Origin of the sequence: Wolbachia endosymbiont (group B) of Parapoynx stratiotata (genome assembly GCF_947250635.1) — a bacterium.
GTDB lineage: Bacteria > Pseudomonadota > Alphaproteobacteria > Rickettsiales > Anaplasmataceae > Wolbachia.
Map to the genome: position 1 here is coordinate 1,181,501 of NZ_OX366335.1, position 12,304 is coordinate 1,193,804.

The 12,304-nt window shown below is 34.3% G+C and carries 12 protein-coding genes and 2 pseudogenes; 5 read left to right on the top strand and 9 right to left on the bottom strand.

Features of this window, described 5'->3' with window-relative positions; all coding sequences use genetic code 11:
- The first annotated feature begins 16 nt into the window (after positions 1–16).
- The gene (gene secA, locus OOT12_RS05370; RefSeq protein WP_264376494.1) at positions 17–2,668 is read left to right on the top strand and encodes a preprotein translocase subunit SecA; all 2,652 of its coding nucleotides are present in this window, start codon (positions 17–19) and stop codon (positions 2,666–2,668) included.
- A 130-nt stretch (positions 2,669–2,798) separates the two neighbouring features.
- On the opposite strand, the gene OOT12_RS07485 is transcribed toward secA, so the two are convergent.
- From OOT12_RS07485 to dprA, 6 genes are all read right to left on the bottom strand, one after another.
- Positions 2,799–2,876, bottom strand: coding sequence for a transposase (locus OOT12_RS07485; protein WP_458694712.1), 78 nt, complete (start codon positions 2,874–2,876; stop codon positions 2,799–2,801).
- Positions 2,877–2,992: 116 nt separating this feature from the next.
- Positions 2,993–4,225, bottom strand: a complete 1,233-nt coding sequence (locus OOT12_RS05380; protein WP_264685173.1) for an IS256 family transposase — start codon at positions 4,223–4,225, stop codon at positions 2,993–2,995.
- A 164-nt stretch (positions 4,226–4,389) separates the two neighbouring features.
- Entirely contained in the window at positions 4,390–4,707 is a 318-nt protein-coding gene (locus OOT12_RS05385) for a hypothetical protein (RefSeq protein WP_234301848.1), read from the bottom strand.
- A gap of 10 nt (positions 4,708–4,717) precedes the next feature.
- Complete coding sequence (locus tag OOT12_RS07390) at positions 4,718–4,915, bottom strand: IS630 transposase-related protein (protein WP_264375904.1); 198 nt, start codon at positions 4,913–4,915, stop codon at positions 4,718–4,720.
- A 159-nt stretch (positions 4,916–5,074) separates the two neighbouring features.
- On the bottom strand, positions 5,075–5,215 hold the full coding sequence (locus OOT12_RS05390) for a hypothetical protein (protein WP_264374660.1): 141 nt from the start codon (positions 5,213–5,215) through the stop codon (positions 5,075–5,077).
- 254 nt (positions 5,216–5,469) lie between these two features.
- Positions 5,470–6,546, bottom strand: coding sequence for a DNA-processing protein DprA (gene dprA, locus OOT12_RS05395; protein ID WP_264374659.1), 1,077 nt, complete (start codon positions 6,544–6,546; stop codon positions 5,470–5,472).
- Positions 6,547–6,607: 61 nt separating this feature from the next.
- Between dprA and OOT12_RS05400 the strand changes: the two genes are divergently transcribed.
- Positions 6,608–6,982: a ferredoxin family protein gene (locus OOT12_RS05400; protein ID WP_010405211.1), complete on the top strand. Its 375-nt coding sequence runs from the start codon at positions 6,608–6,610 to the stop codon at positions 6,980–6,982.
- Between the two features lie 32 nt (positions 6,983–7,014).
- Here OOT12_RS05400 and OOT12_RS05405 read toward each other — a convergent pair whose 3' ends face one another.
- Both OOT12_RS05405 and OOT12_RS05410 read right to left on the bottom strand, forming a co-directional pair.
- Positions 7,015–7,281, bottom strand: a complete 267-nt coding sequence (locus OOT12_RS05405; protein ID WP_264374658.1) for a hypothetical protein — start codon at positions 7,279–7,281, stop codon at positions 7,015–7,017.
- Between the two features lie 160 nt (positions 7,282–7,441).
- The gene (locus tag OOT12_RS05410; RefSeq protein WP_139686411.1) at positions 7,442–7,765 is read right to left on the bottom strand and encodes a hypothetical protein; all 324 of its coding nucleotides are present in this window, start codon (positions 7,763–7,765) and stop codon (positions 7,442–7,444) included.
- Between the two features lie 449 nt (positions 7,766–8,214).
- Between OOT12_RS05410 and OOT12_RS05415 the strand changes: the two genes are divergently transcribed.
- From OOT12_RS05415 to OOT12_RS05425, 3 genes and pseudogenes are all read left to right on the top strand, one after another.
- Positions 8,215–9,168 carry a D-alanine--D-alanine ligase gene (locus OOT12_RS05415; protein WP_264374657.1) on the top strand — a complete coding sequence of 318 codons (954 nt, stop codon included), beginning with the start codon at positions 8,215–8,217 and terminating at the stop codon, positions 9,166–9,168.
- Entirely contained in the window at positions 9,149–9,907 is a 759-nt protein-coding gene (locus tag OOT12_RS05420) for a cell division protein FtsQ/DivIB (protein WP_264374656.1), read from the top strand. Before OOT12_RS05415 ends, OOT12_RS05420 begins: the two co-directional genes overlap by 20 nt.
- Positions 9,908–10,133: 226 nt before the next feature.
- Positions 10,134–11,101: pseudogene (locus OOT12_RS05425) on the top strand (IS256 family transposase).
- 67 nt (positions 11,102–11,168) lie between these two features.
- On the opposite strand, the pseudogene OOT12_RS07490 reads toward OOT12_RS05425, so the two are convergent.
- Positions 11,169–12,070 (bottom strand): annotated as a pseudogene (locus OOT12_RS07490) (IS5 family transposase).
- Between the last annotated feature and the right edge of the window lie 234 nt (positions 12,071–12,304).

The following is a 12,304-nucleotide window of genomic DNA, read 5'->3' on the forward strand; positions in this document are numbered from 1 at the left end:
AACTTTACCTAAGTTTATGCCAGACTCTACGTTAGTTTTAACAACTATTCTTATATTCTTCATCTTTACGTTGTCACTTTTTTTTATAAAAAGGATATTTGGATCAACGAACAAGAAGATAATAAAATCCTTCAGAAAAATTGCTCAGCAGATTAATGCGCTAGAGCCAGAAATGCAGAGCTTATCTGATGAGGAGCTTGCTGGTAAAACCGCGAAATTTAAACGAGAACTGAAAAACGGAAAAACACTCAATGACCTTCTTGTACCTGCATTTGCGGTTGTACGCGAAGCATCGCGAAGATTCCTTAACATGAGGCATTTCGACGTTCAGCTAATTGGTGGAATGGTGCTCCATAACGGCATGATATCAGAAATGAAAACAGGAGAGGGGAAGACACTTGTTGCAACTTTAGCTGCATACTTAAATTCCTTAGAAGAAAAAGGTGTGCACGTCGTCACTGTTAACGACTATCTTGCAAAACGAGATACAGAGTGGATGAGTAAATTATATAATTCTCTTAGAGTTTCTGTTGCATTTATTACAAATAATTTGAAAGACGACGAGAGAAAAAAGGCTTATAGCGCAGATATAGTATACTCAACAAATAATGAACTTGCCTTTGATTATCTACGAGATAATATGAAATTTTCTCAAGAAGATATGGTTCAGAGAGGCTTCAATTATGCAATAGTAGACGAAGTAGACTCCATACTGATTGATGAAGCGCGTACTCCGCTCATTATTTCTGGCCCACTTGAGGAAAATAATCAGATATATAAGCATATCAATAAAATAGTAATCAAATTAGTTGATTCTGACTATGAAGTCGATGAAAAGAGTAGAGCAGTGTTCCTCACTGAAAATGGCATTTCACGAGTGGAGGAATTACTAAAATCGTATAACCTCATTCCTGAAAATTCCTCGCTCTATGATACTAGCAATATTATACTGACTCATTATATAGATCAAGCACTTCGTGCACATAAGCTGTTTACTGCTGATAAAGATTATATAGTGAAAAACGGTAAGGTGGTAATTATTGATGAGTTTACTGGGCGCATGATGGAAGGTAGGAGATATTCTGATGGTCTTCACCAGGCACTGGAGGCAAAGGAGAATCTTGAAATTCAGCATGAAAGTCAAACTTTAGCATCAGTCACATTTCAGAACTACTTTCGTATGTACAACAAACTTTCTGGTATGACAGGAACAGCAGCAACAGAGGCAGAGGAGTTTCGTGATATATATAGATTAAATGTAGTAAAAATTCCAACTAATGTGCCTGTTAAGAGAATAGATGTTGATGATGAAATTTATGGCACAGAAAAAGAAAAATTTAATGCTGTATTGAAGTTCATAGAAGAATGCCACAAACGCCTTCAACCAGTGCTTGTTGGCACTGTGAGTATTGAAAATTCTGAAAAACTTTCCGATCTTTTGAAAAGCCATTCTCTTAAGCATTCAGTATTGAATGCTCGTTATCATGAACAAGAAGCGTATATAATAGCGCAAGCCGGAATACCAGGCAGCATTACTATAGCAACAAACATGGCAGGACGTGGAACTGATATTCAGCTTGGTGGAAATGTTGAAATGATTGCAAAAATAGAGCTCGAGAAAATAAAAAATGCTGATGAAAGAGAAAAAAAATATCAAGAAATAGTCGAAAGAGTAAAAAAAGATAAGGAAATTGCTATAAAAGCTGGTGGCTTATGTGTTATTGGAACCGAAAGGCATGAAAGCAGGAGAATAGATGATCAACTGCGTGGCCGTTCTGGCCGTCAAGGTGACCCTGGACTTTCTAAGTTCTTTCTATCACTTGAAGATGATTTAATGAGGATATTTGGTTCTGATAGAATGAGGAATTTTTTGCAAAGAGTGGGACTAAAGAACAACGAGGCTATTCATCATCCATGGATTAATAAAGCACTTGAAAAAGCACAGAAGAAAGTTGAAGTTAGAAATTATGATGTGCGGAAGTCTTTGCTAAAGTTTGATGATGTAATCAACAATCAACGTAAAGTTATTTTTAAGCAGAGAAATCATATTTTAAACAATGAAATCAATGATTTAGTTGAAGTATATAGTGAAGTAAATGAGGATATAATAAAAGGTATAGTACAAAGTGGTTATTACGAAGATTATGTTGAAGATATTGCAAAAGAATTCCACATAAGATACGGGATAACGCTTAATCTAGAAGAGTTTTTGAATAAACAAGAAGCCTTGGATTATATAAATGACAAGATACAAGAATTTTTTACTGAGAAAGAAAAATATTTCAATAGTCAACAAACTACAGATTTGTGGAATACGATAGTGAAACAAGTGATGATCATGACACTTGATCATTTATGGAGGGAGCACCTTTCGGTCTTAGAGAGCCTAAGACAAAGCATAAATTTGCGTGCCATGGGGCAAAAAGACCCACTGAATGAATTTAAACGCGAAGCTTTCTTAATGTTTGAGTCGATGCTTGAAAAGTGGGGGGAGCTTACCATTCACCGCCTAGCGCACTTTAAGTTGCTAGACAATCAAGAAATAGGCAATAGGTCACGCTCTACTAAAAATAGCAGACTTCCAAAAGTTTCAAGAAATGACAAGTGCCCTTGTAACTCTGGAAAAAAATACAAACACTGTCACGGTGCAGTTGCCGTAGTGAATTAGTTGTTGCAAGAACATTATAGCTGCTATAGCTAACCGAAGTAAGATTTACCCGAGCACTAAAAAACAAAATCAATAGCCGAATTAATATTGGGCCAAAAGGTTTGTAAAGCCTTTCTTATGTCGTGCTTGATCAGAACTTCTCAATCGGATTTAAATCTGGCGAGTATGGAGGCAAGAACAAAATTTTACACCCAATATTTTCTATCAAATTTTTCGTCCTTGCAGATTATCGCATTGTCGAGAACAATAGTCTGTCCAGGTTTAAATACAGGGACAAGTACATTTTCTACGGGAACGTTCAAAAAAGTGTGTCAAGCCGCATTTTTAGTTCAACTCAATTTTCAATCTATCTGGAAAGAAAATATCAAGTTGAGAAATAGTTAAAGCCCAATTAGGGAGAGCCATAATCCACTTTTGCTCTACCTTTTTTATAGCACAATATACCTGTTTGTACAAGGCATTTGTACTAGTAAATGAACCCTTAGTTTTAGTAAATTTCCTGATTTGTCTATGCAACCCCTCAATTGGATTGGTGGTGTAAATCAGCTTCCTAACTTGCCCAGAATACTTAAAATAACTGGATAAGTTTTCCCAATTGTTCTGCCAGGATTTTATAACTAAAGGATACTTCTCTCCCCATTTTTCTTCCAGCTCAAGCAGATAATTCTCAGCGATCTCTTTACTTGAAGCACGATATATTTTTTTCAAATCATTCATGAAAACTTTTACATCTTTGCTAGATACATATTTCAGTGAATTCCTTATCTGATGCACTATACATAGCTGTACTTCTGCCTTAGGAAACACACTATTTATAGCCGCAGGAAAGCTTTTTAGCCCATCAATGCAGGCAATTAGAATATCTTCTACTCCTCGCTCTTTTAGGTCATTTAGAACTCCCAACCAGAAGTTAGCTCCTTCACTTTCAGCCAAATAAAAACCTAATACTTCTTTTCTGCCATTTTGATTTATGCCCAATATATTATACATGCATTTACTTATACAATGTCCGTCCTCCTTGACCTTAAAGAACATGCCATCCATAAACACTATTGGATACACTGATTGCAGTGGGCGGCTGCGCCATTCATTGATTACTGGTAGCAGTTTATCAGTAATACTGGATATCTCTGCTGCTGATATTTTGTGGTCATATATTTCCTCAACATGTGAAGCTATATCTCTGTATCCCATGCCACTGGCATATGTGCTTAAGACCTTTGCTTCAAGTTCTGGATGTAGGCTTGTTTGCCTTTTTTTGACTATTTGCGGTTCAAAGCTTCCTTCTCTGTCTCTTGGTGTTAATAGTTCAAATGAGCCTGAACTTGTACGTAAAGTTTTTGCATTCCTTCCATTTCTTCGGTTATTTTCTTCACTTTTAGCTGACATGTGGCTTTCTATTTCACCTTCCAGACTTGCCTCTAGCAACCTTTTTATAAACGGTGTTAATGCTCCATCTCTTCCTGTCAATGGTCTTCCTTCTCGTATAGATGACAGGATATTTGTTTCTAATTCTTTATAATCTACCAAACCAGTAGTTCTATTTGCTTGACCCATATCAAACCTCCATTTTTTATATCAATTTATTACTTTTTTTTCGGTTTGACACACTTTTTTGAACGTTCCCTTTTCTACATAAGCATCAAAAATCTCGCTGTTGCAGTAGCCATCAATTATCCATGGTGCTTTAACTTTTCCTTCATTCAGTGCTCCAATTATGCTTACCTTCTTTCTTTTGAACCCTGGGCAAATAACCTCTTGCCTCTTTGAGACCACCCATATTCATAAAATTCATTGTCCTCTATTCCAGACTCATCTATGTATATCAAGTTTCCTTTATTTATTTCTTCTACTTTTTTTATGAACTCTTTGCGTTTCTCTTTATCTCTTTCTCGATAAAGAAAAGTTTTTTTATATGTATAGTTTACTTTGCTAAGGTAGTTATATACTGTGCTTCTACACATATTACCAAATTCTTCAATTATCTTTTCAATTCTAATATCCTGATTTCCATTCAGAAATTTGATAAATCTATCCATATCTTTAATCTTATGGCCATATCCTTTGTGATAGCCTGAAGATGGTTTCTGTTTCTTTTTTCCTTTTCCTCCACAAATATATTGGTTTTATGCTCACTTTGAATATTTGACTGATTTTTTTTATCGTCATTGTTTTTTTATCGACTCCTTTGAGAACACGTTCTTTCAGATCCTCACTATATGGACTTGGCATCTTCTTCTTTCTCATTACTTATTATACCATTCTAACCAATTTTGCCATATAGCTAAACCTTTCTTGGGTTAGCTATAGATGATAAAATATTTGATTCTAGTTCTTTATAGTCTACTAATCCGGTAGTTCTATTTGCTTGACTCATTTCAAACCTCCATTTTTTATATCAATTTATTACTTTTCTTTTCGGCTTGACACACTTTTTTGAACGTTCCCCACTTTTTCTATCACCTTTTCAAATTCTTCTACAGTTAAGCCTGTTATATTACGAAAATTTCTTGGGTGTTTCTTTATATTGTGGTAACTAAAGCTCATTTTTTTACCTTACTCTATCTGCTTATTCCTCTTCCATCATTTTATCATTACCTTTTGCAGCAGGTCTATTGATGCATGAGTCTGGAATCTAGGAATTCTGATTATATATTAAGTTAGTAAGTATAAAAGTTATGTAAAAATACAACGTTTTTAGTGAGATTACGGAAAGCCAGCGTCACACGCTGGAATGACATCTTTCTTGGTGGACTCAAATCATAATGTTTGTACGGTTGTGGATTTATAACTAAAGCAATCTAGAAAATTAATGATATTTTATTCCCCGGCGAACGCTCTATTTTATTTTCCGTCTCTAGTTCCAAAAGAGCCATTAGAGCTATGTTGGTAGAAAGTCCGCTTGCTAATATAAGTTCATCTATATCAACAGGTACAGAGTTAATATGATCAACTATAACAGATTTTGCCTGTTGTAATTTTTCTTGTTTTTGGTCAGCAACGGTATCAAATAGATTTTTTTGCTGAAGAGGTAAACTAAATCTCACGCTCTCTACTATATCATCAGCGGATTCAACAAGTTTAGCGCCGTTCTTAATTAAATAATTACTACCACTACAGCGTGAATCTAAAGGGAAACCAGAAACTGCAAACACCTCTCTTCCTTGATTCAAAGCAAAATCTGCTGTGATGAGAGAACCAGACTTTTTTGATGCTTCAATTACCACAACACCGAGTGAAAGGCCAGATATAATTCGGTTTCTTTGGGGAAAATACTGAGGCTTTGGTTTAGTAGCAAATGGAAGCTCAGTAATTACTAACCCGCCATTTTCAGTGATTCTTTTGTATAGATCAAAATTTTCTCTTGGGTATACTACGTCAATTCCGCTTGCTGTGACAGCAATGGTTGGGTGATTTTTGTATATTACACTGTTTGCTGCAGTATCGATCCCTCTTGCAAGTCCAGAAATTACGATGAAACCAACTTCGCTTAAATCAAGTGCCAACTTATTGGCAAAATTTCTTCCATTGATTGAAGAATTACGTCCACCGATTATTGCAATTATCTCACGGCTTAACAATGATATATCACCAAGTGTAGTTATTACAGGAGGACAACTCGGTATATTCCTTAAAATGTCAGGGTAATCTGGATCACATACTGGTATTATTTTGGCTCCAATTTTTTCTGCATTCTTAATTTCTTCTTGTACATTTTTAATTCCATAATCCTTGTTAGCCAATTCATTAAGATACTTAAGCACTTCATCTAGTGAGCCACATGCTCTTAGTATACTAAAAAACTTTACTGGTCCCACAGTTCTAGCCAAGCTTAGCCATATTTCTAATTCTTCGTTATTTAATTTATTTATCTTCATAAAAGGCTTGAATTTCTTATCAGTTTAGTGTACCCAAGATAATGCAAATATACAGTATTTTATGACGCATTTTGTTACAGATAAATGCATAAAATGTAAATATACGGACTGTGTAGAAGTATGTCCCGTTGACTGCTTTTATGAAGGTAAAAATATGCTCGTGATTAACCCAGATGAGTGTATTGATTGTGGAGTCTGTATACCTGAATGTCCAGTAGATGCAATTGTAACTGATGATTCCATAAAAGATATTCTAGAGCTAGATGAAGGCTTACTGAACAATGAACAAAAAATCTTTAAATCATTTTACAACATAAATGTAGAATATTCGCAAAAGTGGCCAAATGTCACAGCTAAAAAGCAACCCCTAGATACAGCAGAAGAGTATAAAGAAAAAAAGGATAAAACAGCTTATTTTGACGAAAATTTAGGGTAATAGAGTACGAAAGTGGACTCACACTTTTTTGATTAAATAGACATTGAACTGTAAGCATCTATTTCATCTGCCATAGACGATAATTGTGCACTCTCAAAACGGAGATTGTTTGCAATGTCTATTAATTTCTCACTAATTTGTGAACGAGGTTCAGGCACTGGAAAGAAAGCATCACATCTAGCCTTGCACAGAGGTTTGTCTGTTTCATTGAACGCCTCTTCACAGTTTTTATGGCAAATATGAGATAGGTTGCGTGCCTGAAACGTTAATGAATTCGAGTTTTGTGTAGACATAACCATAATATACTCCTAAATTAAAAAACTAACTCCACGGTAGCATTTATGTGTTAATAAAATTGTAATATTTATATTAGCATAATTACTTTTCAGATACGTTTATTACTTTATTGAAAAGTTCAGAATAAATAGAGAGTACAAAAGAAGCCTCACATCTTTTTGGTTAAATAGACATTGAATCGTAAATGTGCGTTTCATCAGAAAATATATCAGCAGATGATATATTACTATCAATATTGTCTGGTTTAAGTTCATTGTTCAGATTCTCGAAATCTTTTTGAATTGTTTCAATTGTCTTCTTTAAATTACCATACTCTCCCCATAACTTGGTATTGGTTAAATGAATATTATTGCTTAGATTCTTGAAATCTTCTTTAATTGTTTCAATTGTCTTCTTTGAGTTATAATGCGCTCCCCATAACGGTCCAGTGATTGATTTAATACAAACTTCACTTAATGAACATTGATTATTATCTTTTTCTGACATAATATTCTCCTTAATTAATATTATATTTAATATAGTATAAAAGTATTAATACTATATTAAATATGGAATCAAAAGTAAATAAAGCAATACAGGAACGTCTTACAGTTGATTCAGTGAATCTTGCACCATAGCTTTAAAGGGTTTAGAAGACTAAGAGTTGGCGATGTGTATTATACAGACACCAAAAACATGAAGTAACTATCGTTACAATAGGATATAGGGACACCATTTGCGTTTGAAGGAAATATGTTTTGCAATAACCCTATTCTATAATGCAAAACCCAATGTATTACTTGCAATCTGGTGTCTGATCACAAAGGAACCAGTTTACATAAAACTACTTGCCACCTGCAAATTGCAATATCTGTACAGCTGTGGAATTTTTCAAAGCGTTTTTTCTATTGAAGATAAAAGTATCTTTTATATATGATATATAGCAAAATATTAGGGTGCTTATGGTTCCAACTATAGCAATTTTAAGTGGTGGATTTTCTTGCGAAAGAGAAATATCGCTTATGAGCGGAAAAGCAGTAAAGAAGGCGCTTGATAGCCTTTCATATAATGCAATAGAAATAGATGTTGATAGCAACATTGCTCAAAAGCTTAAAAAAACTAATCCCGCTCTTGCTTTTATTGCTCTACATGGACCTTATGGTGAAGATGGCTGTATTCAAGGTTTACTGGAGATTTTAGGTATAAAATATACACACTCAGAAGTTATGGCTTCGGCTGTTGCTATGAATAAAGTGATGTCAAAGCATATATTCCATTCTCTTAATATCGACACTCCAAGAGGTTATGTAATTAGTCGAGAAGATGTGCTAAAAAATAATATTAAAGTTGATTATCCGTACGTCTTAAAACCGATTAACGAAGGCTCAAGCATTGGAGTACACATGATTTTCTCACATGAGGATTACTTAGAGCTGAAAAATAACAGTTCTACTATAATGGAAAAGATGATCATAGAAGAATACATACCGGGTATAGAGTTACATACTGCTGTGTTGCTGAATGAAGCAATTGGCACTATGGAAATACGACCAAAAAATAAATTCTATAATTATGAAGCAAAGTATACAGATGGATTTGCAGAACATATATTTCCTGCTAAAATTCCTGACAACATATATAGAATGACCTTGGAACACGCACTAAAAGTTCATCAATTTTTAGGATGCAAAACTGTTTCCCGCTCAGACTTCCGTTATAATCCCCAAAATAACACTTTAAAAATGCTTGAGATTAATACACATCCTGGCTTTACTGAATTATCGTTAGTACCAGAAATTGCAAAATTGACAAAAGGAATTGATTTTAATGAATTAATTAAAATTATTGTCAAAGACAGTTTACACCACAAGAATATTAAAGATCAAGCCGATGTTGAACAATGTTACTAGAAGCCAAAGGAGTTTTTTGCGCAAGTGTGCTTTCATGATTATAACTGCACTTTTCCTTACACTAGTACTTTATAGTTCACTTGATAAAATAACAAATCGATTCAATTACTACTTTACTTGGTGTAATGATCGCTTATCGAGCTTATTAATTAGCAATGGATTTTCAATCGACAAAGTAACCGTTACTGGAAACAAATTTACAAATGAACAGGACATTCTAAGTTTAGTAGATAGAACACAACCTATCATGTATGTATCACTCTCAAAACTAACAGATAATATACAATCTGTAAGCGAATGGATAAAACATGTAAGAATTTATAGGATTTTACCCAACACCTTACGCATTGATGTAAATGAACACAAACCTTTTGCTCTTTGGAAAGATGATAACAGAACTTCAGTAATTGACTCTGAAGGTAAAGTAATCGTAGATGATTACCAGATAGATAACCTCGTTATAATCAAAGGACAAAATTCGTTATCAAGCCTAAAATTCATTAAAGATATACTAGAGAGGAAAACTCAATTAAGTGATCATATTTCTTCTTGTGTTTATGTAGGCAATAGAAGATGGAATATCATACTCGATAACAGTGCCACAGTAAAATTGCCTGAAGATAATCCTTATAGCGCATGGGATTATTTAAGCCACTTGCAAAATACAACCGACTTTACTTTTAGCAATTGGAGCGTAATTGATATGCGTGTTGCTGATAAGATCTTTGTGAAGAAGTGATCTGCTCGGTGCTCCTTTTAATTTCATGCAAGTAGCCCTTTCTCTGTCATCCGAGTAGCTTAAAACTGGAATCCAGATTACAAGTAATTGATTGGGTTGGGTGAGTATGGGTTTTGCATTATAGAAGGAAGCATTAACCATTACTAAACAAAAAGGGGAGTGTTAAATAAACTGTGTCAAACCGAGAAGTAAAGTAATAAATTGATAAAAAAATGGAGGTTTGACAATGAGTCAAGCAAACAGAACTACCAGTTTGGTAGACTATAAAGAATTAGAAACAAATATCTTATCATCTATACGAGAAGGAAGACCATTGACAGGAAGAGATGGAGCATTAACACCATTTATCAAAAAACTGCTAGAGGGAAGGCGAGATAGAAAACCATTTGTCGGCTGAAAGCGAAGAAAACAACCGAAGAAATTCAAAGACTTTACGGACAAGTATTTGAACTATTGACACCAGGAGATAGAGAAGGAAGTTTCGAGCCACAAGTAGTCAGAAAAAGGCAAACAACCGAACTTGAAGCAAAGGTTTTAAGTACATATGCCAGTGGCATGGGATATAGCATCGCATGTAGAAGAAATATAAAATATCTGCAGCAGAGATATCAAGTATTACTGACAAATTGTTACTGGTAATCAACGAATGGCGCAGTCGTCCGCTGCAATCTGTATATCCAATAGTGTTCATGGTTTTTTAAGGTCAAGGAGGACGGGCATTGTGTAAGCAAATGTATGTATAACATATTAGCAAAATGGCAGAAAAGAAGTTTTAGGCTTTTATATAGCAGAAAGTGAGGGAGCTAACTTTTGGCTAGGGATGTTAAATGACTTAAAAGAGAAAGGAGTAGATGATATTCTGATAGCTTTGTGTTAAAAAGCTTTCCTACAGCTATAAATAGCGTATTTCCTAAAGCAGAAATGTATAGTACATCAGATAAGAAATTCACTGAAATATGTATCGAGCAAAAGTTTTCATGAATGATTTGAAAAAAACATATCAAGTAGAGAAATAGCCGAGAATTTACTAAAACCAAGGGCTCATTTACTAGCACAAATGCCTTGTATAAACAGGCATATTGTGCTATAAAGAAGGCAGGAGAGAAATGGACTATGCCTATACATGATTGGGCTTTAACTATCTCTCAACTTGATATCTTTTTTCCTGGTAGGTTAAAAATCGAGTTGAACTAAAAATGCGATTTGACACAGTTTATTTAACACTCCCCATCACTTTATGAGATGGTGATTTATGGTAAATTCATGTAACTATCTCAAATTTAGCCATACCAATATCAGCGAATTTATTAAGCAAATAGCATTTAGTTCTTTTTCTCGATTTATCTCAGATTTATTCCTAAAACTAAATCCGAATATTTGCTTTAATCTTGAGAAAAACCCTTCAATATAAGATCTTTTCCCATAATTTACTTCTTTTTCCATTCTTTCATGCCATCTTCACCGTATAATTTTATTAACCTAATAGCAGCATTCCTGTCAGACATATAATCTATTTCTGGATGTTCTGCTGCATCCTTTTTTGGTAGAACTTTTGTTTTTATATCGTATTTCTTACACAATTTATAAAGTTTTTGCCTATCGTATGCCCTATCTGCATATAGTGCTTTTATGGCATGCTGAAAATCAACTTCTTTTAGCAAATCACAAGTGATCAGAGTAGACACCGTTACTGTATTTTACAGCTATGGCTTTTTTGTTGTTTATATTCAACATTACGTGCAATTTTCTCGTTTGCTCATAGCCACTCTGTCAGTGCTATTTTCCTTGCTGTGTGTTGTTGTATATACTAATTCCTGTACTGTCTATAGCAATTTCGATATCTTCTATATTATTTTCTGCAATCATTTATCTTAATATTAAGTTTTTTTTGATGCTTGTGAATAGCTGCAAATCTCTTCCTATTTGTTGCAGATATCCTTTTACAAACCCTACCGTTTGTCTTAAGCCAATTCTAAAAAGATTAACGATTATATGCACTAAAATCACAACTTTATCACTATAAATATAGTTGCCGCCCTGCATTTTTGGACTATTTTCATACCAATTTTCGATAGCTTCATCGATGTAACGAAAAATATTCCCCCTTTTTTCAAGGAATTTGTTATATTCGTTTTGGTTACTGACTTTCATTTTTTGTGGCATATTTTTTCTTCAACAGTTAAATGGCTATTTATAATGAATTTTGTCAGTAACTGCCAGTTCTTTTCACTTGAGCGATTCAACAAAGCCCACTGGGATCCAGAAATTTTAGGTACAAAAGTAATCCTAAGTTGATGAGATGACGAAAAGAGTGGATTCCATCGTCACACGCTGGAATAACACCTATTTGCTTTCATTGGTTCCTTTCTTATCATCCGACTGGCCTTTTCTTGTCAT

Coding starts and splice junctions, on each gene's coding strand:
- secA (WP_264376494.1), top strand. CDS start 17: ATGCCAGACTCTACGTTAGTTTTAACAACTATTCTTATATTCTTCATC.
- OOT12_RS05380 (WP_264685173.1), bottom strand. CDS start 4,225: ATGGGTCAAGCAAATAGAACTACTGGTTTGGTAGATTATAAAGAATTA.
- OOT12_RS05385 (WP_234301848.1), bottom strand. CDS start 4,707: ATGGATAGATTTATCAAATTTCTGAATGGAAATCAGGATATTAGAATT.
- OOT12_RS07390 (WP_264375904.1), bottom strand. CDS start 4,915: ATGAGAAAGAAGAAGATGCCAAGTCCATATAGTGAGGATCTGAAAGAA.
- OOT12_RS05390 (WP_264374660.1), bottom strand. CDS start 5,215: ATGAGCTTTAGTTACCACAATATAAAGAAACACCCAAGAAATTTTCGT.
- dprA (WP_264374659.1), bottom strand. CDS start 6,546: ATGAAGATAAATAAATTAAATAACGAAGAATTAGAAATATGGCTAAGC.
- OOT12_RS05400 (WP_010405211.1), top strand. CDS start 6,608: ATGACGCATTTTGTTACAGATAAATGCATAAAATGTAAATATACGGAC.
- OOT12_RS05405 (WP_264374658.1), bottom strand. CDS start 7,281: ATGGTTATGTCTACACAAAACTCGAATTCATTAACGTTTCAGGCACGC.
- OOT12_RS05410 (WP_139686411.1), bottom strand. CDS start 7,765: ATGTCAGAAAAAGATAATAATCAATGTTCATTAAGTGAAGTTTGTATT.
- OOT12_RS05420 (WP_264374656.1), top strand. CDS start 9,149: ATGTTGAACAATGTTACTAGAAGCCAAAGGAGTTTTTTGCGCAAGTGT.